This window comes from Streptomyces sp. NBC_01217 (genome assembly GCF_035994185.1).
Taxonomy (GTDB): Bacteria; Actinomycetota; Actinomycetes; order Streptomycetales; family Streptomycetaceae; genus Streptomyces.
In genome coordinates this window covers 6,917,331-6,943,432 of sequence record NZ_CP108538.1, presented here as the reverse complement: position 1 = coordinate 6,943,432, position 26,102 = coordinate 6,917,331, and the positions used below count along the sequence as shown (strand labels likewise).

The 26,102-nt window shown below is 68.7% G+C and carries 25 protein-coding genes and 3 pseudogenes; 18 read left to right on the top strand and 10 right to left on the bottom strand.

Annotated elements, in window-relative coordinates; all coding sequences use genetic code 11:
- Nucleotides 1-4: 4 nt before the first annotated feature.
- Nucleotides 5-931, bottom strand: coding sequence for a carbohydrate ABC transporter permease (locus OG507_RS30985; RefSeq protein WP_093929901.1), 927 nt, complete (start codon nucleotides 929-931; stop codon nucleotides 5-7).
- Between the two features lie 287 nt (nucleotides 932-1,218).
- Between OG507_RS30985 and OG507_RS30980 the strand changes: the two genes are divergently transcribed.
- Nucleotides 1,219-2,217: a LacI family DNA-binding transcriptional regulator gene (locus OG507_RS30980; RefSeq protein ID WP_442811120.1), complete on the top strand. Its 999-nt coding sequence runs from the start codon at nucleotides 1,219-1,221 to the stop codon at nucleotides 2,215-2,217.
- Nucleotides 2,218-2,357: 140 nt separating this feature from the next.
- On the opposite strand, the gene OG507_RS30975 is transcribed toward OG507_RS30980, so the two are convergent.
- Nucleotides 2,358-2,981, bottom strand: coding sequence for a class I SAM-dependent methyltransferase (locus tag OG507_RS30975; RefSeq protein WP_327370405.1), 624 nt, complete (start codon nucleotides 2,979-2,981; stop codon nucleotides 2,358-2,360).
- A 135-nt stretch (nucleotides 2,982-3,116) separates the two neighbouring features.
- Nucleotides 3,117-4,379 (bottom strand): IS701 family transposase, encoded by a 1,263-nt coding sequence (locus OG507_RS30970; protein WP_442811045.1) that lies wholly within the window; start codon nucleotides 4,377-4,379, stop codon nucleotides 3,117-3,119.
- A gap of 100 nt (nucleotides 4,380-4,479) precedes the next feature.
- Between OG507_RS30970 and OG507_RS30965 the strand changes: the two genes are divergently transcribed.
- From OG507_RS30965 to OG507_RS30950, 4 genes are all read left to right on the top strand, one after another.
- Nucleotides 4,480-5,592 carry an IS630 family transposase gene (locus tag OG507_RS30965; protein WP_327370404.1) on the top strand — a complete coding sequence of 371 codons (1,113 nt, stop codon included), beginning with the start codon at nucleotides 4,480-4,482 and terminating at the stop codon, nucleotides 5,590-5,592.
- Between the two features lie 1,393 nt (nucleotides 5,593-6,985).
- Nucleotides 6,986-7,183, top strand: coding sequence for a hypothetical protein (locus tag OG507_RS30960; protein ID WP_327370403.1), 198 nt, complete (start codon nucleotides 6,986-6,988; stop codon nucleotides 7,181-7,183).
- Nucleotides 7,184-7,267: 84 nt separating this feature from the next.
- Entirely contained in the window at nucleotides 7,268-8,605 is a 1,338-nt protein-coding gene (locus OG507_RS30955; RefSeq protein WP_327370402.1) for an ABC transporter substrate-binding protein, read from the top strand.
- Between the two features lie 340 nt (nucleotides 8,606-8,945).
- Entirely contained in the window at nucleotides 8,946-9,329 is a 384-nt protein-coding gene (locus OG507_RS30950; RefSeq protein WP_327370401.1) for a ParA family protein, read from the top strand.
- Nucleotides 9,330-9,383: 54 nt separating this feature from the next.
- Here the strand turns inward: OG507_RS30950 and OG507_RS30945 are convergent, their stop codons facing one another.
- From OG507_RS30945 to OG507_RS30935, 3 genes and pseudogenes are all read right to left on the bottom strand, one after another.
- Nucleotides 9,384-11,300 carry a transposase gene (locus tag OG507_RS30945; protein ID WP_327370400.1) on the bottom strand — a complete coding sequence of 639 codons (1,917 nt, stop codon included), beginning with the start codon at nucleotides 11,298-11,300 and terminating at the stop codon, nucleotides 9,384-9,386.
- 183 nt (nucleotides 11,301-11,483) lie between these two features.
- A pseudogene (locus OG507_RS30940) lies at nucleotides 11,484-11,873 on the bottom strand (transposase); the annotation flags it as partial.
- A 27-nt stretch (nucleotides 11,874-11,900) separates the two neighbouring features.
- Entirely contained in the window at nucleotides 11,901-12,698 is a 798-nt protein-coding gene (locus OG507_RS30935) for a hypothetical protein (protein WP_327370398.1), read from the bottom strand.
- Nucleotides 12,699-12,783: 85 nt separating this feature from the next.
- On the opposite strand from OG507_RS30935, the gene OG507_RS30930 reads away from it, so the two are divergent.
- On the top strand, nucleotides 12,784-13,104 hold the full coding sequence (locus OG507_RS30930) for a hypothetical protein (protein ID WP_327370397.1): 321 nt from the start codon (nucleotides 12,784-12,786) through the stop codon (nucleotides 13,102-13,104).
- On the opposite strand, the pseudogene OG507_RS30925 reads toward OG507_RS30930, so the two are convergent.
- The 3 genes and pseudogenes from OG507_RS30925 to OG507_RS30915 form a co-directional block, all read right to left on the bottom strand.
- Nucleotides 13,079-13,390 (bottom strand): annotated as a pseudogene (locus OG507_RS30925) (FAD-dependent monooxygenase); the annotation flags it as partial. The gene OG507_RS30930 and the pseudogene OG507_RS30925 overlap by 26 nt on opposite strands.
- A gap of 57 nt (nucleotides 13,391-13,447) precedes the next feature.
- Nucleotides 13,448-15,049, bottom strand: a complete 1,602-nt coding sequence (locus OG507_RS30920) for an MFS transporter (RefSeq protein ID WP_327370396.1) — start codon at nucleotides 15,047-15,049, stop codon at nucleotides 13,448-13,450.
- Between the two features lie 89 nt (nucleotides 15,050-15,138).
- Complete coding sequence (locus OG507_RS30915) at nucleotides 15,139-16,149, bottom strand: NAD(P)/FAD-dependent oxidoreductase (protein ID WP_327370395.1); 1,011 nt, start codon at nucleotides 16,147-16,149, stop codon at nucleotides 15,139-15,141.
- A gap of 96 nt (nucleotides 16,150-16,245) precedes the next feature.
- Here OG507_RS30915 and OG507_RS30910 point away from each other — a divergent pair, with 96 nt between their 5' ends.
- Nucleotides 16,246-16,860, top strand: coding sequence for a helix-turn-helix domain-containing protein (locus tag OG507_RS30910; protein ID WP_327370394.1), 615 nt, complete (start codon nucleotides 16,246-16,248; stop codon nucleotides 16,858-16,860).
- A 107-nt stretch (nucleotides 16,861-16,967) separates the two neighbouring features.
- Nucleotides 16,968-17,861 (top strand): class I SAM-dependent methyltransferase, encoded by an 894-nt coding sequence (locus OG507_RS30905; protein WP_327370393.1) that lies wholly within the window; start codon nucleotides 16,968-16,970, stop codon nucleotides 17,859-17,861.
- A gap of 99 nt (nucleotides 17,862-17,960) precedes the next feature.
- On the opposite strand, the gene OG507_RS30900 is transcribed toward OG507_RS30905, so the two are convergent.
- The gene (locus OG507_RS30900) at nucleotides 17,961-18,764 is read right to left on the bottom strand and encodes a helix-turn-helix transcriptional regulator (protein WP_327370392.1); all 804 of its coding nucleotides are present in this window, start codon (nucleotides 18,762-18,764) and stop codon (nucleotides 17,961-17,963) included.
- Between the two features lie 99 nt (nucleotides 18,765-18,863).
- Between OG507_RS30900 and OG507_RS30895 the strand changes: the two genes are divergently transcribed.
- The 10 genes and pseudogenes from OG507_RS30895 (at nucleotide 18,864) to OG507_RS30850 (ending at nucleotide 26,100) form a co-directional block, all read left to right on the top strand.
- On the top strand, nucleotides 18,864-19,679 hold the full coding sequence (locus OG507_RS30895; RefSeq protein ID WP_327370391.1) for a siderophore-interacting protein: 816 nt from the start codon (nucleotides 18,864-18,866) through the stop codon (nucleotides 19,677-19,679).
- 319 nt (nucleotides 19,680-19,998) lie between these two features.
- A complete protein-coding gene (locus OG507_RS30890) occupies nucleotides 19,999-20,352 on the top strand; it encodes a sensor histidine kinase (protein ID WP_327370390.1) in 354 nt (117 codons plus the stop codon).
- A 172-nt stretch (nucleotides 20,353-20,524) separates the two neighbouring features.
- Nucleotides 20,525-20,851 carry a rhodanese-like domain-containing protein gene (locus OG507_RS30885; protein ID WP_327370389.1) on the top strand — a complete coding sequence of 109 codons (327 nt, stop codon included), beginning with the start codon at nucleotides 20,525-20,527 and terminating at the stop codon, nucleotides 20,849-20,851.
- Nucleotides 20,852-20,915: 64 nt separating this feature from the next.
- Nucleotides 20,916-22,145, top strand: coding sequence for an NAD(P)/FAD-dependent oxidoreductase (locus tag OG507_RS30880; RefSeq protein WP_327370388.1), 1,230 nt, complete (start codon nucleotides 20,916-20,918; stop codon nucleotides 22,143-22,145).
- A 130-nt stretch (nucleotides 22,146-22,275) separates the two neighbouring features.
- On the top strand, nucleotides 22,276-23,661 hold the full coding sequence (locus tag OG507_RS30875; RefSeq protein WP_327370387.1) for an MBL fold metallo-hydrolase: 1,386 nt from the start codon (nucleotides 22,276-22,278) through the stop codon (nucleotides 23,659-23,661).
- A gap of 82 nt (nucleotides 23,662-23,743) precedes the next feature.
- Nucleotides 23,744-24,325: a rhodanese-like domain-containing protein gene (locus OG507_RS30870; protein ID WP_327370386.1), complete on the top strand. Its 582-nt coding sequence runs from the start codon at nucleotides 23,744-23,746 to the stop codon at nucleotides 24,323-24,325.
- Nucleotides 24,322-25,296 (top strand): sulfite exporter TauE/SafE family protein, encoded by a 975-nt coding sequence (locus tag OG507_RS30865; RefSeq protein WP_327370385.1) that lies wholly within the window; start codon nucleotides 24,322-24,324, stop codon nucleotides 25,294-25,296. The genes OG507_RS30870 and OG507_RS30865 overlap by 4 nt, the downstream gene beginning before the upstream one ends.
- 82 nt (nucleotides 25,297-25,378) lie before the next feature.
- A complete protein-coding gene (locus tag OG507_RS30860) occupies nucleotides 25,379-25,618 on the top strand; it encodes a hypothetical protein (protein WP_327372164.1) in 240 nt (79 codons plus the stop codon).
- Between the two features lie 102 nt (nucleotides 25,619-25,720).
- A pseudogene (locus tag OG507_RS30855) lies at nucleotides 25,721-25,921 on the top strand (three-helix bundle dimerization domain-containing protein); the annotation flags it as partial.
- Nucleotides 25,918-26,100 (top strand): hypothetical protein, encoded by a 183-nt coding sequence (locus OG507_RS30850; protein ID WP_327370383.1) that lies wholly within the window; start codon nucleotides 25,918-25,920, stop codon nucleotides 26,098-26,100. The pseudogene OG507_RS30855 and the gene OG507_RS30850, both read left to right, overlap by 4 nt.
- Nucleotides 26,101-26,102: the final 2 nt, after the last annotated feature.

Genomic DNA, 26,102 nt, shown 5'->3' with positions numbered 1-26,102 from the left:
CGCTTCACGCTCCCTTGCGCATGCCGCGCAGCTGGACGACGTAGGCGATGACCATGGTGATCAGGCCCATGACGATGGCGACCGTCGCGGAGTAGTTGTGCTGCTGGCCCGAGAAGGACAGCGAGTACGTGTAGTAGTTCGGGGTGTAGTCGGTGGTGATGGAGTTCGGCGCCAGTTTCTGCAGGATGCTCGGCTCGTTGAACAGCTGGAAGGTGCCGATGATCGAGAAGATCGTCGCGATGACCAGGGCACCGCGGATGGCGGGGAGCTTGATGGCGGTGATGACACGGATCTGCCCGGCGCCGTCGATCTGTGCGGCCTCGTACAGCGATGCCGGGATGACGCGGAGCGCGGAGTAGAAGATCAGCATGTTGTAGCCGACGAACTCCCAGGTCACGATGTTGCCGATCGACGCCAGGATCAGATCGGGACCGAGCGGGTTGGGCAGCGATACGCCGAGGGCGTCGTTGATGTCGCTCACCAGACCGAAGCGGGTGCCGTACATGAAGCCCCACATGAGTGTGGCGACCACGGCGGGTACCGCGTACGGCAGGAAGATCGAGATCCGGAAGAAGTCCCTGCCGTACAGCCGCCCACTGTCCAGGGCGAGTGCCACGAGCAGGGCGATGCCCAGCATGATCGGCACCTGAATCAGCAGGAACAGCGACACCCGTCCCAGAGAGTCCCAGAACTGGCTGTCGTGCAGGGCCTGTTGGTAGTTGTCCAGGCCCACGAAGGACGTGCCGCCGATGAGCTTGTTCCGGAAGAGGCTGAGGTAGACCGAATAGGCGATCGGCGCCAGGAAGACGAAGGCGAAGACCACCGCGAAGGGCCCGATGAACCCCCAACCTGTCCAGGAACGGCGGTCCCGTTCCACCGCCGGCCGCGCCGGACGACCGGGTATGGCCGCAGGGGGTTGTAGCGTCGTCATGTCGTTCCTCGCTCGTCCTTTTCGGAACCGGCGTCGCCCGCCGCCGCGATGTTTACGTAAACATGCCGTGCCGGAGAGGACCCCGGGCCAGCTGATATGTTTACGTAAACATCCGATGGGGGCATGTCTACACTGCGCCATTGTTGGTGGTCAAGGGACGCCTACCGAAACTGCGACTCAGGTGGAGAAGGAGACGGGTGGACACCGCGGACAGCGCCTCGACGGGCAAGGACCGGGCAGGCACGTGCACGGGCAGGCGGACCGCGCCTCGCACGCAGCGCGCGTCCATGGCGGATGTCGCCCGCCTGGCCGGTGTCTCCTCGCAGACCGTCTCCCGGGTGTCCAACGGATACGAGGGCGTCACCGAAGAGACCAGGCAGCAGGTGCTGGCCGCCATGAGCGAACTGGGCTACCGGCCCAACAGCGCCGCCCGGGCCCTCAAGCGCGGTGAATTCCGCACCATCGGAGTCATCACCTTCAACCTCTCCACCACAGGCAATATGCGCACCCTGGAGGCGATCGCCACGTCCGCGGCGCAGGAGGGCTACGCCGTCACGCTCCTGCCCGTCGCCGTTCCCACCCAGGACGAAGTGCGTGGCGCCTTCTCCCGGCTGGGCGAGCTCGCCGTCGACGCAGTCATCGTCATCATGGAAGTGCACCTGCTCGATGCAGCGACCATCTCCCTGCCCCCTCATGTCCAGGTCGTCGTCGCCGACTCGGACGCGGGCGACCGGTACACCGTGGTCGACACCGACCAGGCCGGTGGAGCCCGTGCTGCCGTGCGGCACCTGCTGGACCTCGGCCATCGCACGGTCTGGCATCTGGCCGGTCCCGAGGAGTCCTTTGCGGCGCAACGCCGTGCCGATGCCTGGCGCGCCGAACTCGCCGGGGCGGGCTGCGCCCTGCCGCGCGTCGTGCGAGGCGACTGGTCGGCGGAGTCCGGCTATCGGGCAGGCGTGCAACTCGCCGACGAGAAGGACTGTACGGCGGTGTTCGCCGCCAACGACCAGATGGCGCTGGGGCTTTTGCGGGCCTTGCACGAGCGAGGCCGGAAGATTCCCGATGACGTCAGCGTCATCGGCTTCGACGACATCCCCGAGGCGGGCTCCTTCCTGCCTCCGCTGACCACGGTTCACCAGGACTTCGCCGAAGTGGGACGCCTGTGCGTCGAGGGTGTCCTGCGGCGGATGCGTCATGAGGGGGCGGAACACGGCACGACGCTCGTACCCACAAAGCTTGTGGTCCGCGACAGTACCGCCCCGCCGCCCGTTGCTGCGGACGAGTAGTTCGGTCGAAGCCGTGACCGCCACAGGCGTGACCGAACCGGAGCGTGAGTCCGAGTAGTTCCTGAGGTCGCCGCGATCGAGCGAGAAGCGGTTCGCCACCGGCTGGAGCCGTCAGCCTCTACGACACCACGAGTTCAACCTCAGTGGCAGCGGCGGGCCCAGAACAGAGTGTGCCCGCCATCGCCTTCGGGCACGAACTCCTCCTGCTCGACGACCAGGCCGGCTCGAGTGATCCAGGCTCGGTTGGTGGCGGCGTCGGCGTGACTCCACCACATGGCCGTCCCGGCCCCCAGCCAGTCCTCGTCGATGCCGGTCCAGGCCCGGTTGCCGGTGGTGCCCAGGAACCAACCGCCGGGACGCAACCATCCGGCGATCTTCTCCAGCAGCGGAAGCTGTTCATCAAGGGGGATGTGGATCAGTGCGTAGAACGAGACGATCGCGTCGAACGAGGACGGTTCGAAGTCCATGGCCGTGGCATCGGCGCGGATGAACTCGGCCTGCGGCACGAGCTCCCGTGCCCGGCGGATCTGCACCTCGCTGATGTCGACGCCCGTGACGCGGTGCCCTGCGGTCGTCAGGGTCCGGGCGACGGGTACCCCGCTACCGCACCCCAGATCCAGCACCGTGCCTCCAGCCGGGATCCGACCGATCAGTTCGCTGATCCACGGCTGGTATTTCGTCTCGGAGCCGTACACCTGGTCATAGCGGAGGGAGAGCGCGTCGTACCCGCGCCGGACCAGGTCTTTGGGATCTTCGATGTCCACGTCGGGGCACGCTAGTAGGGCTTTGTTAGGTCCTGTGGTGGGGGTCGGGTGTCGGTGCGGGTTGGCCGCATATCGAGCAGGCGCCGGTCCAGGTGGCCAGGAGGGCCTGGAGTTCGCGGAGGACCGCGTAGAGCGTTAGGCCGGCGCAGGGGCTTTTGGGTCGAGCCGCAGGAGGGTGCAGAAGGCCTGGGCGAGGGAGGCGAGGGTGACGTGGCGGTGCCAGCCGAGGTAGTTGCGGCCCTCGAAGTGGTCCAGGCCGAGACCGTCCTTGAGCTCACGGTAGTCGTGCTCAACTCGCCATCGGATCTTGGCGATTCGGACCAGCTCGCGCAGTGGGGTGTCGGCGGGCAGCGTTGAGAGCCAGTAGTCGGTTGGTTCGGCGCAGCCGGGTGGCCACTCGACGAGCAGCCAGCATTCGGGCAGGGAGCCGTCGGCGGCGCGGCGGATGTGTCGGTTGGCCGGGCGGACCCGCAGGGGCAGGAATTTCGAGCGCATGTCGGCGTTCGGGTTGTGCTTGGTGGCCTTGCTGCCCTGGCGCCAGGTGACGGTGCGGGTGGCTGCTTGTCCGGCTGCCAGGGCCAGCTCGCGCAGGGTGGTGTGCGGCTGGGGGTAGGCGGACACGGGAGGGCGGCCCTGTCCGGAGTATGGCGGGCGCTCGGGCGTGGCGTCGCCCGGGTGTGCGGTCGTGATGGCCTTGACCGCGACGGCGTAGGTCAGGCCGCGCTCGGTCAGGCCCTCGCGAAAGCCGGTGGCGTCGCCGTATCCGGCGTCGGCGACGACCGGCAGGTCGGGCAACTCCCAGTCTTCGCGAACCTCGTCGAGCATGTCCAGGGCCAGGCGCCACTTCTCCCGGTGCCGTGCCGCGTCGGGGATGCCGGCCTTGGCCCGGCGGTGCCGGATCGCGTCAGCCAGCAGCGCATCGTCGCCGTGCTTGGTGTCGTCCCAGCTCTCGGGAAGGAACAGGCGCCAGTCGACGGCCGAGGACGCGCGGTCGGACACCAGATTCACACTGACCCCGATCTGGCAGTTGCCGCGCTTGCCCAGCGCACCGCAGTACATCCGCGCCACCCCCGGCGAGTCGTAGCCGTCCTTGGGAAAGCCCACATCGTCGATCGCGTACGCCTCGGGAGAGATGTGCGCCGCAGCCCAACGGGCCAGGCGCTCCCGAACCTTGGAGTAGTCCCAGGTTGAGGAGGAGACGAACTGCTGAAGCTGCTGGTGGTCAACCCCGAGCCGCTCGGCCATCGGCTGCATCGACTTGCGCTTACCGTCCAGCATCAGCCCGCACAGATACATCTCGCCCTTGGCCCGCTGGTCCCGACGGGCCAGCGAGCCAAGCATCTCGGCCGCGAACGCCTCCAGCCGTGGACGGACCTCTTCCATCTCCTCAGGTGTCACACCTGAAAGAAGATCACAATCTATCTGACGAGGATCACTTGGGGTACCTAACAAAGCCCTACTAGTGTCTCGTGATTCCGTCAGCGTTACTTGATCTTGTGTGACAGGGTCTCTTGGTGTGGAGATCTCCGTGGAACAGGCCGCCGAGTTGCGGGAGTTGGTGAACAGTCGGGACGTTCCTGCGGACATCGCTACGCGCGGCCGGATCGTGCTGTGGTCGAGTGAGGGGCGTCGGCGCAAGGACATTGCGGAGCTGCTCGGGGTGTCGCTGCCGACCGTGGACCGCTGGAAGATCCGCTATGCCGAGCAGGGCCTGGCCGGGCTGGAAGGGGAGCGTCCCGGTGGCGCGCGGGAACAGGTGCCGGCGCGGGTGCGGTCCCGAGTGATCGCGCTGACGCGCATGACGCCGCCGGACGGCACAGGGCTTTCGCACTGGTCCACACGGGAGTTGGCGAAGTACCTGGAGCGAACCGAGAACATCACCGTGTCCTGGCACTACATCGCGCGCGTCTGGCGCGAGGAAAGCCTGAAGCCGCACCGGTCCGGCACCTTCAAGATTTCCAAAGATCCCGCGTTCGCGGAGAAGGTGGCCGACGTGATCGGCCTGTATCTGGCCCCGCCGGGCGCCGCGGTGGTCCTCTCGATCGACGAGAAGACGCAGATCCAGGCGCTGGACCGGACCCAGCCGGTGCTGCCGGTCGCCTTCGCGGCGAGCGAGCAGCGCACCGCCGACTACGTCCGGCACGGCACCACGAACCTGTTCGCCGCCCTGAACGTCACCACTGGTGAAGTGCTCGGCGAGTGCAGGCCGACCCGGAACGGCAAGGATTTCCTGGCCTTCTTGAAGAAGGCGGTGAAACCGCACGCCGGGAAGGACATCCATGTCGTCCTGGACAACCTCTCGACGCACACCACACCCGAGGTCAAGGAGTGGCTGGTCAAGAACCCGCACATCCACTTCCATTTCACTCCCGTCGGCTCCTCGTGGCTGAACCAGATCGAGATCTGGTTCGGAATCCTGACCCGGCAGTCCATCCGCCGCGGCACGTTCTCCAGCGTCAACGTCCTGATCAAACAGATCCGCGACTACATCAACTCCTGGAACACGACAGCGAAACCGTTCACTTGGACCGCGACCGCCGACGAGGTCCTCGCGAAGGTCCGACTCGTCGCGACCAACGTGAAGAAACTCGTCAATAACAACTCGAACTGACATGAACAGGATCACGAGACACTAGGCGTCGCGAATTACGCGGAACGCAGGCCTGAGCCCGTGAATGAACGGATTGTTCCATGGGGCCGCCAGCGCCTCCGCAGGAGGGCATTCTGAAACGATCAGTTACGCCGCCCGTCCAGCATCAGCCTCCGCAGATAGCAGTCACCCTTCGCCCGCTGATCCTTGCGCGGCACCGACGCGAACACGTCAGCCACGAATGACGCCAACTTCGCTCGAGCACGGTTCACTTCATGTGCGTCCTCCGCGCGCTCGGCGATTGGGGACGGTCGCGGTCGATGCGCGCGGCCTCGCTCGGGGAGTCACGCGTGAAGGGGGCACGGGTGACCCCACCGACGAAGAACGTTCCGAATTCCGCGACAATGCGCCCTTCTGCGCAGGTGGTGAAGCGGGCAATCCGTGTGAGGTGCGAGCGGGGGGTGGGGGGTGGATTGCTTGCGTACGCATCTTCTATTAATGTCTCCATCAGAAACCCCGTGGTGCAAGAGGGACTTCACCAGCCGCACCTTCGGCGCCGACGGCCGCTTCGCCGCAGGGACGATCACTGGAGTGAATGATGCAGTTCTCCTTAGCCGGCCACGGCAGTACGAGCCGCAGAACGCTGCTCGGTGGGATGCTGGCCGCGACCGCTATGACCGGCCTGGCCGCCGGCCCGGCTTCCGCCACCCCCAAGAGCGGCTTCCACCCTTCCCGCACGATCAAAGTGATGGGACACGACGTCGACGTCAGCCAAGCCAAGCCACGCCCCGGCTGGCGGACTTCTTCACGTCCTACTTCGAGGCCAAGTCGGGAAGCGACGTCGACCGCCTGATGGCGCACTTCTCCCGCAAGTCGATCGTCTACACCGACGCCACTGTCGGCTGGGCCTTCCCCGACTGGCAGTCCCTCTACGACCTGTTCGCCGACCTCATGCCCAAGTGGCCCGCGTCCGCCATGGCTTACCCGACCCGCATCGTCGGCGACGACAACAGCGCCGTCGTCTTCTTCACCGACTCGCCGGAGCTGTTCGGCAGCGTACTGAGGGTCATCGGCACCATCAACTTCCGGCAGGGCAAGGTCGTCCGCTGGGTCGACCACTGGGACGGACGCTCCCTCGGTGTCGACGGTGTCGCCGCCATGCGCACCCCCCTCGACCAGTTCCCGACCGACTTCGGCGAGAAGACCGTCGGTGAGACCGCCGCTCCTGCCCTCCGGAGGGTTGCGCGCGAGCTCGGTGTCGTCCTGGCCGCAGGAGACGCGGCATGGGTGGCGGCCCTCCTCGACCCCGACGTCGTCGTGGAGGACGTGGCCCTGTACACCCAGGTCGCTGGCCGGGGCCGGGCCCAGGAATTTTTCGGCCGCACTCTGCCGGTCCTTGCCCTACGGCAAGGGCGTGACCCTACGGCACGTCGTCGGCTGTGCCCAGGGCGGCGCCTTCGAATGGATCAGCCGCACACCGCTGCCGCTGGGCGCCACCGCCCTCGAGCTGGGCCGGCACGGCCTGATCACCCGGATGACGTCCACCTGGGACAGCGCTCTGTGGCAGGCGACGGCCATCGCCAAGGCCCAGGCCGCCGCGATCCTCGGCTGACCTCCGCCTCCGCACCGGGCCGCCACCCGACCCGACGGCAGCTACGCGTCATGAACCGCCCACCTCACAACGGAGTGAAGCGATATGAGAACCATGACCAGACGCGCCATGCGCGGTGTCGGCCTGCTGTGTGCGGCGGCGCTGAGCCTCACGGCGTGCGGGTCCTCCGACGACGCCAGTTCGGACACTACCGTCACGATTGGTGAGCTCAGGACGGCCCTCAAGAAGGGCGGCTCGATCACGGTGTGGGCCTGGGAACCGACACTGAAGCAGGTCGTCAGCGACTTCGAGAAGGAGTACCCGAAGGTCAAGGTGAAGCTGGTCAACGCCGGTACCGGCAACGACCAGTACACCGCCCTACAGAACACCGTCCAGGCCGGATCCGGCGTACCGGACGTCGCGCAGGTCGAGTACTACGCCCTCGGACAGTTCGCTCTCGGCAAGTCCCTCGAGGACCTCAGCCGCTACGGCGCGAACTACTTCGAGAACGACTACTCACCCGGACCGTGGAACGCGGTCACAGTCGAAGAGGCCGTGTACGCCCTGCCCATGGACTCCGGCCCGATGGCGCTCTTCTACAACAAGAAGGTGCTCGACAAGCACCGGATAGCCACGCCCACCACCTGGGACGAGTACCTCGAGGCGGCACGGGAACTGCACGCTGCGGACCCGAAGGCCTACATCACCAACGACACCGGTGACGCCGGCTTCACGACCAGCATGATCTGGCAGGCCGGCGGAACCCCCTTCAAGACCAGCAGCACAGGCGTCAGTATCGACCTCACCGCGGACAAGGGCGTCGTCGCCTTCACCGAGGTCTGGCAGAAGCTCATCGACGAGAAGCTCCTCGCGCCGATCAGCTCCTGGACCGACGAGTGGTACAAGGGCCTGGCGGACGGCACCATCGCCACCCTCGCCACCGGCGCGTGGATGCCCGCCAACTTCGCCTCGGGCGTCGAGTCCGCCGCAGGCGACTGGCGCGTGGCTGCGCTCCCCCAGTGGGAAGAGGGCGCTGAAGTCAGCTCCGAGAACGGCGGCAGCTCCCTCGCCGTCATGAAGGCAGGCAAGAACAAAGACCTCGCCTACGCCTTCAACGAATATGCCAACCACTCCGACGGCATCGACACACGTATTGCGGCTGGCGCCTTCCCCGCCACCACCGCAGACCTGAACTCAATGCCGTTCCTGGACACCCCCTTCCCGTACTTCGGGGGCCAGAAGGCCAACAGGATCTTCGCCCTGTCGGCCGCCCACGTCCCCGATTGGTCCTACCTCCCCTACCAGGTCTACGCGAACTCCATCTTCAACGACTCCGTCGGCAAGGCATACGCCTCCGACACCACGCTCGCCGACGGGCTGCAGCAGTGGCAGAAGGCCACCGTCGACTACGGCACGGACCAGGGCTTCAACGTCAACAAGTGACGCCCCCCAGCTGAACCGGCACAGGGGCGGCCGCCCTTCCCACGAGCGGCCGCCCCGCCTCGTACCCGCACCTCCGCATCCATCATGATCACCGTCAGGAGTTCTCCGCGGGAGAGCTGAGTGCAGCGATGCACTCCCCGAGCGTGGTGGCCGCAACGCACGCGGCGGCCAGGTCTCGGTCGTCGAATCAGGCGCTGTCACGTTGTTGGGTATGCGGGTGTCTGACGGTGCGTCGAGGCGTGGTGGGGCCGGGTGACGGCCTCGAGCGCGCGCGCTTGCCCCCGTCGAAGAGCACTTCGACGTCATCGTCATCGACTCACCGCCCAGCCTCGGCCTGGCCATGGACGCCGGGCTCGTCTACGGCCGCCAGCGCAACGGTGAAAAGCCCGGCGCCTCCGGTCTCGTCATCCCCGTCGAAGCGGAAGACACCTCCGCCCAGGCATACGGCATGCTCATGAACCAGGTCGGCTCACTGACCCGGGACTACGACATCGACGTCGAACAGCTCGGACTGGTCGTGAACAAGTACGACTCCCGACGCGGCTTCATCGCCACGTCCTCCCTCCCCAAGTGGAAGGCACTCGGCACCCCGCCCGAGTTGTCCGTCATCCCGGACGTCAAGGAACAGCGCGAAGCCGTCCGAGTCCAAAGGCCCCTCCTCGACTACGCACCCGAGTCCGACCAAGCCCACGGAATGCGGCAGATCGTGCGAGGACTGGCATGAGGAAGGCAGACGCCCTCGGCGCATCCGCAACGTTCGACGCCGTCGCCCACCCCATCAGCAGCCGCGCCGCGTCCTTCGCGCGCTACGCCGGACAGGGCGACGAGGCTGCCCGGCCACCGGCGGCGGCAGTCTGACATCGTCACCGCGGCTGCCTGCCGCCCAGATCGCCCACAATCCGTTCAACCCCCGAGAAGACTCCGTTGCTGAATTTGTCAGCTGGCGAGTCGGTAGCTGAGGCGTTCGAGTCTGCTGGTGCGGGGTTTGCGTAGTGGGTCGGTGGTCCACCAGGTGTCGAGCCGGACCACGTTGAGCGCGGTGGCGGAGAAGGCGTGTTGGACTCGGACTTTCGGCAGGCTGCGGTAGCGGGCCCGGCGGATGCCGGTGACGTCGAGTGCCTGGTTGACGGTGCCCTCGATGCCCGCGCGTAGGGCGTACTGGTTCGCCAGGACTCGGTGTCCTGCTCGGCGCGGGCTGCGGCGGTGCGTTCGTGGAGTTCGTGGGGCCGTGGGGCCGTGGGGCCGTGGGGCCGTGGGGCCGTGGGGCCGTGGGGCCGTGGGGCCGTGGGGTGAGCATGCGGGTGCCGCGGACGGAGCTGGTGCATTTGGTCCGGGAGGGGCAGGGGCGGCAGTCGGCGCGGGCGAAGCCGATCACGATGGCGTCGCGGCCGTGCTGGGTGACCGGATACCGGTCGGCGCTGGTGGAGCCCTCGGGGCAGCGGACCTGACGGGCCTTCCAGTCGATCTGGAAGGCGCTCTTGTCGAAGCCCTCGGCGGCCTTGGCCTGGGGCGAGTGGTCGGCCAGGAGCGGAGTGACCATGGTGATGCCCTGCCCAGCCGCGGCAGTGATCAGGTCGGCCGAGGGGTAGCCGGAGTCGAGATAGTGCTCGGCGGGCTTCACCTCGCGCTCGGTGAGGTTCTTCTGGATCTGCTCGGTCGCCTTCACATCGGGCACGGTGGCGTCAGTGGTGTGCACGTCGGTGATCAGATTCGGTGCCGGGACACGGAGACAGCCTTCGGCTTCGGCTTCGGCTTCGGCTTCGGCTTCGGCTTCGGCTTCGGCTTCGGCTTCGGCTTCGGCTTCGGCTTCGGCTTCGGCTTCGGCTTCGGCTGGAGCGTGACACGTCTCGGTGAGATGGATCTTGTAGCCGCACCAGAAGAGGTCATCACCCTTGGCGGACCAGCGGGCGTCGGGGTCGTAGGGGGAGGCCAGGCGGGTACTGCCGGGCGGGACACCGTCATTGTCGGCGTCCCGCTTGCTGACCACCTCCCGTCCCCGGGCATCGACGCGGACGGCGTAGGTCTGCACGAGGACCTGCCTCAGCAGGGCGACCGCCTCGATCTCACGAATCCACACCGGGGCGCCGGGGGACCAGGCGGCCCGGCACAAGGCCAGCGCGTCCTGGCCGAAGACCTGGGCGAGTCGCTCCCGCTTGGTCTTCGATGACGGCATCGTCCAGCCATCGACGCGCGGCCCGTAGCGTTCGGCGAACTCGGCGACGTCGATCACCCCGGCCAGCCAGGACGGTGCCGTCACCGCCAGAGCCTCCAGCGCCGCCCGTACGCTCTCCCCGGCCAGCTCGGTGCGGTTCAGGTCACGGACCGCGCTGATCACATGGGTGGAGTCGGTGCGCTGCTTGCCACCGGCCTTGACCAGCCCGGCCTCGCGGCAGTGCTCCAACAGCCGCTCGAAGAGCACCCGTTCCATCCCGTCACCGGCCAGCCGGGCACGGAACCTCGACAACGCGCAGAAGTCGAAGCCGGTATCGGACAGTTCCGCGCCCAGGGCGTACTTCCAGGACAGCCGGTCCCGCGCCGCCTCCGCGGCCTGCCGGTCGGTGAGGTTCTCGGTGAACTGCAGCACCGTCACCAGAGCGAGCAGGGCCGGAAACTGGGCAGGAGCACCACGACCGGGAAACGCCCCGGCGAACAAGACGTCATCGAAGACCTCGGCCAGGTGGTCGCGGACCCGCATAGGAAGGCTTCCCCTGGGGAAGGCGGCACGAGCCGTACGCACCGTCTGTTCCGGAATGGGCGGCAGACCTCCAGGCCGCATGGACACCGCACCGACCCCCTGTGGCCGGGGCAGACAGAACGACCGCACCGACGATCATGCCGAACAGCCCCAGACCGCCGCAGACAATTCAGCAACGGAGTCGCCGGAGTACTGGCGCCCGGCGCCGACACACCCGGTCGAGGACTTCGCATCCCCGGTCTCGTCCGCGACCAGTACGACATCCTGGCCATCGAGTTCACGCACGATCAGGCGGACGATCTCCTCCTGGGCCCGATCATGGTCGAACCTCGCCCGTGAAAGCAGGTGCTGCAGCCGGTGCGGGCCTGGATGCCCGAGGGCCTCGGCCAGCGTCCAGCAGTTGCGCGTGTCCACCTCCGCCAGCAGCCCGGTGACCATCTCCGCCGCCGTGGCACGGGTCTCACGCCGAGCGAAGCAGCCCGCGATCGCATCCATCGCCGCCCCGAACAGCCTGCCCCACGCAGCCCGGGCTATCGTCGCCTCCACGGCCACCTGGTTTTGATACGTCGTCACAAACGTTCATGATCACGGTGGCCGTACCTATGCCCACAGCAGGGACCACACAAGCTCCTGACCAGCGCAGACGCCGGAACTACAGCTGCCGTGACCGATGCGCCGGAAATCATTGATCACGCCGAACATGCTCTTGTCGGACGGCAGGAGGGCCCGGAGAGAAGTGTCCTCCGCCAACTGGGCGTGGAGCATTTCCTTGTAGGCGTTGTAGACCTTCGCCGTGTAGTTGGGCTCCGTCGCCGCGTTCATCCGGTGGTCGTTGGTGACGGCGATAGATGCGAGGTCCATGAGGTAGCAGTCGAACAGGTCCGTGATGTCCTTGGACTTGGCGTTCTCTTCGCCGGTCTGCGTGTCCCGCGCGAATGTCCTGGCCATCTCCAGGACGATCTCGCGGTAGATCCGGTGCCTTGTGCTGCTGGGGAAGGCGGCCATGATGTGGTCGGCCTGACCGGCGCCCTCCGTGCTCATGGTGCGCGGAGTATTGATGTCCGCCAAGCCCGGCACCGGCAGCGGAACATCCCGGAACATCAGCTCCTCGTCGGGGATTCCGGCATTCCGAGAGGCCAGCGGATGCAGACCGATCTCATGGGCGAGCATCCCCATCACGTGGCCGATGTCGTACTTCTCGAAATAATAGCTCGCGAGTTCGATGTCGACGCCCTCGTCGCCCCGGTCCCACACGTTGGCCGGAGTCTCCGTGGTCCGCACCAACAGGGTGATACGGCACGGACGATTTTCGATGTAGTTCCGGATGGTGTCGTTCTTCTGCAGCGACTCGATGATGCGGACTGCCTTGTCCCGGTACCTCTCGTCCGTGTGCCTCAAGTTGGTGAATTCGAAGTTCCCGGACTTGAACGGTATGAAGGTCGGTGCTGGTACCGACTCGGCGGGGCCACTCGGTCCGGCTTCCGTGTTCGAAGGCATCCGGGCGGGCACTTCGGTGACTGCCGCGGTGCCGGTGCTGTCCCGCCACACGGTGGAGACCGTCGCCGCCCCACCCCCGCCCTCGGCCGCCGCCAGTACCACCGAGGCGCCCGAGGAGGGCGTCGCCGTGGCGGCGGCCGTGGGTACGGAGCCGCCGGGTGTCAAGGCCGACACCGGCGTCGACAGCGGGCGCCCCCACAAGCCGATCCTGGCGGGGGCCGCGATCGTCGGCGCCGCCCTGATCGCCATACCGCTGCTGCTGGTCGGAAGCGCGAAGGACGAAGCCTGTTCGCCGTGGGAGAGGTGAACTGCCGTTCCAGTTCCGCCCGGGCGACCTGCTTGCGGAACTCTCCCCCGTAGGAAGTGTCACCGGCGTTGTGCATGAGATCGGTAACCCATGTTGCGAATGCCTGGTAGTTCCAGATGTGACGCAGGCAGGTCGAGGAGTAGCTGTCGAGGAGGCTCGGATCGCCCTCCTCGACCTGGCGCATGACGGCGCGGGCGAACACCTCCGTGTCGTGGAGAGCGAGATGGATTCCCTTGGCGCTCATCGGCGGAACGATGTGGGCCGCGTCTCCGAGGAGATACAGCTTTCTACGTCGAGGCTGCGCGCCTCTGCCGACGCGCCGTCCAGCCAGTTGCTCACCGGGTCATCGGGCGGCAACGGTCTCGGTGGGCTCCGCCTCGTCCGGCGACGCTGCGGGGGCGGAGGTCTTGGGTCCGCGCAGGGCGATGTAGACGAGCAGGACACCCATGACGGCGACGCCCGCCCACATGGCCTGCTGCCAGCCGTCGACGAAGGACTGCTGGGCGGCGTGGACCATGTCCTGTGCGTGCGAACCTGCGCTGCCCGCCGCCTCGACGGCGTTGGCGATGCCTTCGCGTGCGGTGTCCGCCGTCCCCTGGGGGATGCCGTGCAGTTTGTCGTCGATGGCGTTGCGGTAGCCGGCGGACAGGAGCGCGCCGAGCAGGGCGACGCCGAGTGCGGTGCCGAATTCGCGGGTCACGTCGTTGAGCGCGGAGGCAACGCCCTGCTTCGCGCGCGGCAGGGAACTGGTGATGGCCTCGGTGGAGGGGGTCATCGACAGGCCCATGCCGACGCCCATGGCGAGCATGCCCGGCAGGATCGACAGATAGCCGCCGTCGACGGAGACGAAGAGGGCCATGAGTACCAGACCGACGCCGGCCAGCGCGATCCCCACAGCCATGGTCGAGCGGGCGCTGATGCGCGCGGCCAGCTTGGGTGCCAGGCCGGACGTCATCATCATCATGACGGCCATGGGCATCATCGCCGCCGTGGACAGCAGTCCTGACCAGCCGAGCACGGCCTGGAAGAACGGGAAGAGCACCACGGCGATGCCCGCCTGCACACCGAAGACCACCAGCAGCGTGATCGAGCCGCCGGCCAGGCCGCGCTCCCGGAACAGGCGTACGTCCAGCAGCGATGCGTCCCGGCGGTGCAGTTCCCAGGCCACGAATCCGGCCCCGGCGACAAGGCCGACGGCGAGGCTGGTCAGGGTCGCGGGCGCGGTCCACCCGCGCTCCGGCCCCTCCTGAAGGACGAAGATGAGCCCGACCACCGCCACGGTCGATACGAGTGCGCCGACGGTATCGAAGGAATGGGCCGACCGTTCGCGGGAGTTGGGCACCGACTTCACCGTCATGGCCAGGGCCACGGTGATCAGGACCACCGGCAGGACGAACAGCCGGCGCCAGTCCGCGATGTCGACGAGGAGGGCGGAGAGGAACATGCCCAGGATGCCGCCGCCTCCGGCGACACCGGTCCACACACCGATCGCCCTGCCGCGCTGCTCCTCGGGGAAGGTGGAGGTGATGACAGCAAGCGTGATCGGCATGATCATCGCTGCGCCGATCCCGCCGGCCACACGCGCGGCCAGCATCACCTCGGCCGACGGGGCCAGACCCGCGGCAACACTCGCGACGCCGAAGACGGCAAGCCCGGCGATCAGCATCGGCTTGCGGCCCAGGCGGTCACCGATGGCGCCGAGCGGCAGCAGCAGCGCGGCCAGGGCGAGGGTGTAGATGTTGATGATCCACAGGACCGTGCTCTGCGAGGCGCCGAACTCGACGGCCATGTGGGTCTGGGCGACGTTCAGCCCGGACACCGACGCGATGACGGCCATCAGCGCGATCGAGACGGCGATCAGGATCGTGCGTAGCTGACGCGCATCCGGCGCGCCCCCGCCGCTCACGTCAGTGGCTGCCGCCTGTGGAAGCTGGTTCGTACTCATGCGTCCTCTCAAAAGGGCGTGCAGAATCAGCGCCGGACCATGCCGGGTCGCCGAGTGAATGAGGTGGTGGACCCGTGCGGGCCCGGATGTCAGGCGGTGGCGGCGCCCCGTGCTGCGGCGAGCGCCGCATCGGTGTCCGCGGCGGCCAACAGGGCGTTGATGTGCGCGCCGGCCAGCGCGCCGGCCGCGGCGGAGGCGCCGACCTGTGCGATCGGGTCGGTGGCATTGCCGGCCACCCACACGCCCGGCACCTCGGTGGTACCGGCCATGGCGGAGGCGAAATGGCGGCCCATGTTGTCGGGCAGGTCCTCCATCGGCAGCTTCAGGCCGGCCAGACCGTCGGTGCGGGCCTGCATCTGCGTGGCGACCGCGAGGATGCGTCGGGCCACGAACGTGTCGTCGGCCAGACGTACCCCGGCGATGCCGCCGTCGTCGGCCTTGACGACCTCGTCCACGGGGGTGTCGACGATGCGGATGCCGCGGGCGGCGAAGCGCGCGCGATTCTCCTCGTCCAGCTCGGTGTCGCCGGTGAAGTAGACGAGGTCGTCGGACAGTTGACGGAACAGCAGCGCATGGTGGACCGAGGCGGGGCCGGTGGCGAGGACGCCGATGGTCTCATCGCGCACCTCCCAGCCGTGGCAGTACGGGCAGTGCACCACGCTGCGGCCCCAGTGCTCGGCGAGTCCGGGGACGTAGGGCAACACGTCGCGAAGTCCGGTGGCCACCAGCACTCGGCGCGCCGTCAGGGCGCGGCCGTCGGCCAGGGTGACGGTGAAACGCAGGTCGCCCTCGTTTGAGGGGACGGCAGGCTCGGCCGAGGCCACCTCGCCGAAGACGACCCGGCCGCCGTACTGGCGTACCTGTTCCCGGCCGCGCCTGAGCAGCTCGGTGGGCGGGGTGCCGTCCAGCACGATGAAGCCGTGCATGGCCTCGGCGGGTGCGTTGCGGGGCGTGCCGCTGTCGATCACGACGACGGAGCGGCGGGAGCGGGCGAGCATCAGCGCGCCGTTGAGACCCGCGGCGCCGCCACCGATCACCACGACGTCGACGGTCTCATCGGGCAGAACGTCGCTCGCGTACGTGGAAATCGCCTCAGCCATGTCCTCGTCCCCATTTCCTCGGGCGTGGCCCAGCTGTTCCGGACCACCTGAAGGGAACGTAACCCCGAGTTGCATCAAAGGCATACGATGTTGCCTATGACGCAAAATGATGACGGGCTGGACGGCCTGGTACGCAAACGGATCCGGGCCCTGCGCGTGGCGCAGGGCTGGTCCCTGGAGGAACTGGCCACCCGCGCCAACGTCAGTCAGTCCACGCTCTCCCGCATCGAGAACGGGCAGCGCCGCCTCGCGCTGGATCAGCTGGTCACCCTCGCTCGCGCCCTGGACACATCCCTGGACCAGCTCGTGGAGACCGCCTCGGACGACGTCGTCACCAGCCCGATGATCGACGGCGCCCACAGTCTGATGCGCTGGCCCATAAAGGCCGAGCCCGGCATGACCGTCATGCGCCAGCGGATGACCGAGCCGCCGCCGGACAACCCCGCGCGCATGCGCGCCCACCCCGGCCGCGAATGGCTCGTCGTCCTGTCCGGCACCGCGATCCTCATGCTGGGCCATCGCCGCTTCCGTATCGAGACCAACCAGGCCGCGGAGTTTCCCACCATGCTGCCGCACGCCATCGGCGCCGAGGGCGGCCCCTGCGAGATCCTGGGCATCTTCGACCGTGACGCCCGGCGTGGTCACCAGCGCGACAACGGAAGCAAGGGCGCCGACAGCGGTGACCGCGACTCGGGCGGCCCCTCCACGTGACCTCCCGCTGCGGGCATTTTTGCGCCTTCGGCACCGTAGGCGACCTCCTCCTTGCGAGTGCGGCAAGTGTTCGTGCTGTACGCGCAAAGCCGCCCTAGCGTGGGGGCATGACCCACGCACAGCCGCACGCCCCCCGCCATGCCGCGCACCACGCCCCCCAGCACGTCGCCGACTCCAGCAGTCAGGCCGAGATCCTCGATCTGGACGCGGAAGTCCTGGCCGGGCACATCGCCACCATCACCGCATGGCTGCCCATCGAGGCGGCCCCGCGCGAGGTCGTGGACCTGGGCTGCGGGACAGGAACCGGCACCTTCGCCCTTCTCGCCCGCTTCCCCGAGGCACACGTCACCGCCGTCGACTCCTCGGCCGAGCACCTTCACCGCCTGCGGGAGAAGGCGTGCGCCATGGGACTGCAGGAACGTGTGCGCACGGTGCAGGCCGACCTCGATGCCGCCGACTGGCCCGACCTCGGCACGCCCGATCTCATATGGGCCTCCGCCTCGATGCACCACATGGCCGACCCCGACCGCGCCCTGCGCCACGTCCACGACACGCTCGCGCCCGGCGGCCTGTTCGCCGTCGTCGAACTGGCCGGCTTCCCACGCTTCCTGCCCGAAAGCGCACCCGAGGACCGGCCCGGCCTGGAAGACCGCTGCCACGCCGCGACCGACCACTTCCACGCCGAGCACGCACCCCACCGCGGTGCCGACTGGGGACCGATGCTGACCGCCGCCGGATTCGCCCTCGAAGGCGAGCGCACCATCACGGTGATCATCGATGGCTCCCGCACCGAGGCGATCGGCCGCTACGCCCTGGGCACCCTGCAACGCATCCGTGGCGCCGCCGCAAACGCGCTCGCCCCCGAAGACCTCGCCGCGCTCGACCAACTCCTCGACGCCGGCAGCCCCCACAGCATCCTGCGCCGCACGGACCTCGTAGTCCGCACCGAACGCTCCGTCTGGGCCGCACGCCGCACGCACCCCGCGACAAAGCAGTCCTGAGCTCCGGGGGCCAAGGAAGGTCCAGCCCCGGGCCGTCTCCACGCGCTGCCGGTACGCGCGCCGTTCGCACAGGCCTTCCGGCCACCGAAGCCGGAATGGCTACTTCGTGTCGTTACGCAGATCCGCTTGGTAACGCCCCGGGGTCTGGCCGACAACCTCGGTGAACGCGTCGATGAAGCTGGAGGGGTTGGACCAGCCGCACTCCATCGCGGTGTCGGTGACGGACAGGCCGTTGGTGAGATGGGCCAAGGCGTGGTGGATACGCAGGGTGGTGCGCCAACGGTGGAAGCTCATGCCGAGCGCGGTGCGGAACAGGCGGCTCAGAGTGCGCTCGCTCGCCCCTGCCATTCGTCCCAGCTCGGCCAGGGTCGTGGTCCGGCCGGGATCGGCATGCAGGAGATCGGTGACAGCACGAAGCCGGTCGTCGCCGGGTTCGGGCAGGTGCAGGGACTGCTCAGGGGTGTCGGAGAGCTCGTCGACCACGACTGCGAGCAGCCGCTCATAGGCACCGGGGCGGGCCTCCGACCGGTCGGTCAGCGCCAGGACGGCTTCGCGCAGCAGGGGACTGATCGCGAACACGCTGGGGTGTTCGACGAGCTCTCCGCACAGCTCGACCGGGACGGTGAGCAGGCGGACGTCGGTCCTGCCGTAGAAGCGGTGGGAGTGGGCGAATCCCGGCGGCGTCCACGTCATGCGGTTGGCCGGAGCGACCCAGGTCCCACGCTCGGTGGTGGTGGCCAGCACGCCGGCGGCCGCGTACACCAGCTGGCCCTGGACGTGTGAGTGGGGGTCGAGGTGGTAGCCGTGCGGCAGCCACCCGGCTCCGCGCGGGATCGCGTCCCGCAGCTCCGAGGGCTCCGAGGGCTCCGAGGGCTCCGGCGAAGTTTGGCGGTTTTTCGGCATCGGGCGTCAGTCTACCGGTGGTTCGGCGGCTGCTGCAGGACCGAGAGTTGCCCTCATGAGCACCGACACACAGGCGAACACCGAAGAGGGCCGATAGCGATGGCAGGCGGAACCAGACGCCCGCGCCACCGGCGGATACTGACGCTCGCCGTCCAGGCCTGCGAACGGCTCAGCCCACACTTCATCTCCATCACGCTGGGCGGAGACGATGTCCAGCACCTGGAGCAGTCCGGATACGACCAGGCGGGCCGCCTCTTCTTCGCCGACCCCGGCAACGACGACGTCGTACTCCCGGGCAACGAGAGGTGGATGCTCCAGCACACCCTGCAGAGCGCCGGACGACGCCCCCGCGTCAGGACGTACTCGATCCGGCGCCATGCGCCGGAGTCGTCCGCGTTCGACATCGAGATCTCGCTCCACGAGCAGGACCCCGCGGAAGGGCCCGTTGCCCCCGGAACCGCCTGGGCACTGGCGGCCGAGCCCGGCGACAAGGTCGCCTTCCTCGACGAGGGATACAGCTACGCGCCCACCCCCGGCGCCACCTGGCAGCTTCTCGTCGGCGACGAGAGCGCCCTGCCGACGGCCCTCGCCATCCTGGAGCGCTCCGCCGACACGCTGCCGGCCGAGGTCTTCCTCGAAGTCCCCTCCGCCGAGGACATCCGCCGCGAGGTCACCGCACCCCCGGGCACCACGATCCACTGGCTGCCCCGAGGCAACCCGTCCACCAGGCCCGGCACCCTCGCCCTGCGCGCCGTGAAGGACGCCCGACTCCCTCCGGGCCCCTTCTACACCTGGACAGCGGGCGAGTCCTCACTGGCCACCGGCATTCGCAGGCATCTGGTCGGCGAACGCCACGTCCCCAAATCCGACATCTCCTTCCGCGGCTACTGGAGACACGGCAGAGCCAGCCTCTGACCACGCCGCACGGTCACCCGCTCGAACCGATCGCCCGGAACAACGGATTCACCCTCAACACCCCACGACTGACCGTGAGTACGTCCACGTGTCCACGTTCCTCTACATGCTCGGCCGGCCTTCAGGCGTCGACGTCTTGTCGCCGACCCGTCGGCTAGGCGTCTGGCCTCCCTGCACGACCAGACGCTGCGGCTGGGCCGCATCACGACGACCTCGGGGAACTGGCGGAGGACGAGTCGGCCCGGCTGTCCCTGCGCCTGGCCGAGGTGGATCTGACCGCCCTGGCCGGCGCCGCCCTGGCCGAACGTGAGGCCGAGCTGTGCACGGCGGGGCTGACCGTACGCATCACCCCGACCCCGTCCCCCTGCTGGCCCGCGCGGACGCGGACCGGCTGCACCAGGCCCTCGGCAACCTGCTGAGCAACGCCGCCCGCCACTGCCGTCCCGGCGACACTGTCACCGTCGCCACGCCCGCCACGCCCGCCGAAGCACTGGTAGAGGCGACCGACACCGGTCCGGGCATCACCGCCGACGAGCTGCCGTACGTCTTCGAGCGGCTGTGGCGCGGGCCCGCACCCGCGCCGGAGGCGGCAGCGCTGTCGTCAAGGAGCTGGTCACCGCCCATGGCGGAATGGTCTTCGCGGACTCCGGACCGGGCGGCGGGACGCGGATGACCCTCCGGTTACCCAAGGCCGAGCCACGGGGATCACGGCTCATTCCCGACCCTGGCGCCGAACCGCGATTTACCTGACGGGCAAATACCCCATGGGGTATTTGACGACCCACTCTCAGCCGCCCTACTCTCGCCAATAAGACACCCCCCGGGGTATTTGAGGAGGCAATCAAGTGGCTCGCGAGACAACGCAGGAGGCGTTCGCCACGGCCTGGGCCGACGGCGGGCTCGTGATCGACGTACGGGAGGAGGACGAGTACGCGGCCGGACACGTGCCGGGCGCGCGACTGATGCCGCTGCGCTCCGTGCCGGCCCAATGCGGTGAACTGCCCAACGACCGGCCTGTGTACGTGATCTGCGCCAGCGGCAACCGCAGCAAGACCGCCGCCGACTGGATGAACTCCCGTGACATCGACGCCTACTCCATGCCCGGTGGCACCGGTGCATGGGTCCGCGCCGGGCACCCGATCGCAGCCGGACGCCACGAGCACGCAGCCTGAGCGACTCCGCCATCAGCCACACCCGGTCCTCCCGGACCGCCTCACATTCTTAGGGAGCACCGCCATGGCCACCACCCCCTCGCCCTCCGACACGCCGATCGCCGGCCGCCACCGCGTCGCAGTCATCGGCGGCGGCAGCGCCGGCATCAGCGTCGCCGCCCGCCTGCGCCGCGCCGGCGTCACCGACATCACCCTGATCGAGCCGTCCGACACCCACTGGTACCAGCCTCTGTGGACCCTGGTCGGCGGCGGCCAGGCACCCCTGCGCACCTCGCATCGTCCCGAGGGCTCGGTGATACCGGACGGGGTGCGCTGGATCCGCCGCCGCGCCCAGGCCGTCGACCCCGAGGCCCGCACGGTGACCCTGTCCGGCGGCGACGAACTCACCTACGAGTACCTGGTCATGGCGCCTGGTCTCCAACTCGACTGGGACGGTGTGCCGGGCCTGGCCACGGCCGTCGGCCACGACCGGGTGAGCAGCAACTACGCGCCCGAGTACGCCCCGCGCACCTGGGAGCTGATCAAGGGGATGCGCTCCGGTACGGCCGTCTTCACCCATCCGGCCACCCCGCTGAAATGCGGCGGTGCCCCGCAGAAGATCGCCTATCTGGCCGCCGATCACTGGCGCAAGCGGAAGGTCCTGGACGACATCCGCGTCATCCTGGTCATCCCCGACCCGGCGATGTTCAAGGTGCCCGCCTGGTCGCAGGCTCTGGAGAAGGTGGCCGCGCGGTACGGCATCGAGGTGCGGCTGCGCTCGGAGATGACCGCCGTCGACGGCGACGGCCGCGAGGTCACCGTCACCGACCATGCGAACGGCACGAAGGAAACCATCGCCTACGACTTCCTGCACGCCGTACCGCCGCAGAGCGCACCCGGCTGGGTCAAGGCGAGCCCGCTCGCCGACCCCGCGAGCGCCCAGGGCTTCGTCGCCGCCGACAAGCACATCCTCCAACACCCCCTCTACGACAACGTCTTCGCCGTCGGCGACGTGGCGAACCTGCCCACCTCCAAGACCGGCGCCGCAGTGCGCAAGCAGGCTCCGGCCGTGGCCGGCAACCTGCTCGACCTGATGGAGGGCCGTTCGCCGTCGCACCGGTACGACGGCTACACCTCCTGTCCGCTGGTGACCGCCCGCGACCGGATGCTGCTCGCCGAGTTCGACTACGACCTGAATCCCACGCCCACGTTCCCGCTGCTCGACCCCTTCAAGGAGCGGCGCATGATGTGGCTGTTCAAGCGGTACGGGCTGCCGCCGGTGTACTGGCACGGCATGCTCACCGGCCGCCTCTGACCGGTCGGCCCGGGACATCCCCCGACCCGGGCCGACCATCCCGTCCTCGAAACAAGGGCGGGCCAGACCCTTCTTTATACCCCCGGGGGTATAGAGAGTCCTGCCCTTCCGACACGGAGGTCACCCCAAGATGTTCTTCGCCCAGTACTACCTCGACTGCCTCTCCCAGGCGTCGTACATGATCGCCGACGAGACCACCGGCAAGGCCGTCGTCGTCGACCCCCGCCGTGACGTGTCCGAATACCTCACCGACGCCGCCGAGCACGGCTTCACCATCGAGGCGGTCGTCAACACCCACTTCCACGCCGACTTCCTCGCCGGCCACCTGGAACTCGCCGACCGCACCGGTGCCTGGATCGGCTACGGACAGCGCGCCGAGGCCGAATACCCCATCCGCAAGCTGACCGACGGCGAGCGGATCAACCTCGGCGACATCACCCTGCAGATCCTCGAAACCCCGGGCCACACACCGGAGTCGATCAGCATCCTGGTCCACGAGCACGCCGCCGACACCGTCCCCTACGGCGTCCTCACCGGCGACGCCCTGTTCATCGGCGACGTCGGCCGGCCCGATCTGCTCGCCTCCATCGGCGTGACCGCCGACGAACTCGGCCGCATGCTCTACGACACCATCCAGAACAAGCTGATGGCACTGCCCGACGCCGTCCGCGTCTTTCCCGCACACGGCGCCGGATCCGCCTGCGGCAAGAACCTCTCCACCCAGCGCCAGTCCACCATCGGCGAGCAGCGCGCCACCAATTACGCCTGCCGGCCCATGAGCGAGCAGAAGTTCGTCGAGTTGGTCACTGCGGGCCAGCCCTCAGCCCCCGCCTACTTCGTCTACGACGCCATCCTCAACCGCAAGGAGCACGGCCTGTTCGACGCGGCCGCAGCGCCCCGGCCGCTGTCGGTCGAGGAGTTCATGCAACGGCGCGCGGGCGGAGCGGTCGTGGTCGACGCCCGCTCGCCGCAGGACTTCGCCCCGGGGTATCTGCGCGGCTCGGTCAACGTGCCCGCGGACGGGCGATTCGCCGAGCAGGCCGGCATGGTCGTCGCCCCCGAGCAGGACGTCGTCGTCATCGCGCCGCAGGACCGCGAGGAGGAGGTCGTCACCCGGCTCGCCCGGATCGGCTTCGACAAGGTCGGCGGCTACCTGCGCGAGCCCGAGGGCGCCTTCCCCTCGCTGGCCGACGAGATGGAGCAGGCCAGCCGCCTGACCTCCGACGAGCTGCGCCGCCTGCTCGACAGCGACGAACCCCCGCTGGTCCTGGACGTGCGCAACACCGCCGAGCGCGAAGAGGGCTTCATCGAGGGCTCCCTGCACATCCCGCTGGCCGAACTCGCCCGCCGTATTGACGAGATCCCGGCCGGCCTGCCCCTTGTCGTCCACTGCGCGGGCGGCCACCGCTCCTCCATCGCCGCCAGCCTGCTGCGCCACCAGGGCCGCACCGACGTCTCCGACCTGCTCGGCGGCTATGGCGCCTGGCTCGCCCTGCCCGCATCGGCCGACGTCTGATCCACCCCACGCCGGACGGCGGCCGAAGCCGTCGGCCGCCGCAGGCCCCCACCAGCCGTTCCAGCGACAGCGAGGAACCCCGATGACCACCCACGCCGACAAACCACGGCTCGATCCCGCAACCCTGCGCGACCTGCCCCGGGACGGTGGGGGCCCGCGCCTGCTGGACGTGCGTACGCCCGGCGAGTTCCGCACCGCCCACATCCCCGGCTCCTACAACGTCCCCCTCGACACCCTGCGCGAGCACCGCGCCGAACTCCTCAACCACCTCGACGAGGACGTCATACTCATCTGCCGCTCCGGCGCCCGCGCCGCCCAGGCCGAACAGGCCCTGGCCGAAGCCGGACTGCCCAGCCTGCGCGTCCTCGACGGTGGCGTCATGGCGTGGGAGACCGCCGGAGGCCCGCTCGCCCGAGGCCCCGAACGCTGGGACCTGGAACGCCAGGTGCGCCTGGTCGCCGGCACCCTCGTCCTGGTGAGCGGCGTCGCGGGCCTGTTCCTGCCCGGACTGCACCTGATCGGCACGGCGGTCGGGGCCGGGCTGGCCGTCGCCGCGCTCACCCATACCTGCGCAATGGGCATGCTGCTGTCGAAGCTGCCCTACAACCGCGGCCCGCGCACCGACATCGGCACGGTCGTCGCCGCCCTGCGGAGCGCCCCGTGATCGCCGTCATCATCGCCGCGTCACTGCTCATCGGGGTCAGCCTCGGCATCCTGGGCGGCGGCGGGTCCATCCTGACCGTGCCCATCCTGATCTACCTGGCCGGAATGGAGACCAAGGAGGCCATCGCCACCTCGCTGTTCGTCGTCGGCGTCACCAGTGCCGCCGGGGTCGTCTCACACGCCCGCGCCGGACGCGTCCGCTGGCGTACGGGTCTGCTCTTCGGTCTGGCCGGCATGACCGGCGCCTACGCGGGCGGGCGGCTGGCCGAGTTCATCCCCGGCACCGTCCTGCTGCTCGCGTTCGCCCTCATGATGATCGCCACCGCCGTCGCCATGATCCGGGGACGCAAGCAGCACCCGAAGAAGGTCCACCACGAACTCCCCGTGCTCCATGTCCTGCTGGAAGGCATCGTCGTGGGCCTGGTCACCGGACTCGTCGGCGCGGGCGGAGGCTTCCTGGTCGTACCCGCCCTGGCCCTGCTGGGCGGACTGCCCATGACTGTCGCGGTCGGCACCTCACTGCTGGTCATCTCCATGAAGTCCTTCGCCGGCCTGGCCGGTTACCTTGCCAGCGTGCACATCGACTGGGGGTTCGCCGCCCTCGTCACGGCGACCGCCGTCGTCGGCAGCCTGCTCGGCGGTCTGCTCGCCGGACGCATCCCGCAGGATGCACTGCGTAAGTCCTTCGGCTGGTTCGTCGCCGTCATGGGCGTGTTCGTCCTCGGCCAGCAGATCAGCTCCGACCTGCGTCACACCCTGCTGACCAGCCCCTTGACATGGGCCTTTGTGGCCGCGGCGGCGGGAATCGTGTTCAGCTGGTACATGTTGCGCAGGACCGACGGACGAACCCCGGAGCGGGCAGGCGGCACCTCGATGCCGCCGGACGACGCAAGCGGGCGGACTGTCTCACGCCCCATCCCTGCTGAGACCGTGCGAAGCAATGGCACCACCTCGTCATCGCTCGACACGTAGCGGAGCAACAGGAGCTCCAAGAACCCGGTCCCCCTGTACGTGTCCGGTGAACGACACGGAAGTCGTGAACGTCGTGAACGTCGTGAACACAGAAGCGGACTCATGGGCCGAGGTGCTCAACCGGCTGCGGCGGGCCCAGGGACAACTGGCCGCGGTCTCCCACGCCCTGGACCGGGGCGGCTTCAAGACAGTGGCGGGCGGCATTCGCCAGTGCCTCACCGAACGGCAGAAGGGGCACACCCCGCTGCTGAGCGAGGCCGAACTGGAAAAACTGTTCCTGACCCTCGCCCGACCCCCGGATCCTATACTCCAGGGGGTATAAAAGTGGCCTCCTCCCCGTCGTCACCGACCTGGCCGTCCAGCCGGACAGTCACTACCCCGACACCCGGCCGGCCCACCGACACCAGCGGCAGAGCAGCGCGGCCGCCAGGACATCCAGGCGCGGCTCGTGCGCCGATTCCCGGATGTCCCGCCAGAGGCGCCGGCGAGCGCAGTCGCAGAGGCGTTCGCGTTCTTCGCCGGCGCACGCGTGCGCCACTACGTTCCCGTCCTGGCCTTCAAACGCGCCTCGCGGCAGCTGCCCGGCCGCTTCGACACCCGGGGCGAGGGAGGCGGCGAGACATGAGGCCGCCCCCGAGGTGCGTTCTCGACCGGTCCCGGCCCTGCAACGCCTGCATCGCCCCGGACCCCAGCAGCTGCCCCTACCCGTATCTGCTCGCCGGGGACGACGCGGAGGAGCCGGACGACGCCAACAGTGACAACGGCGACAGTACGGGCGAGGATTCCACTCACGCGCAGGGATGAGG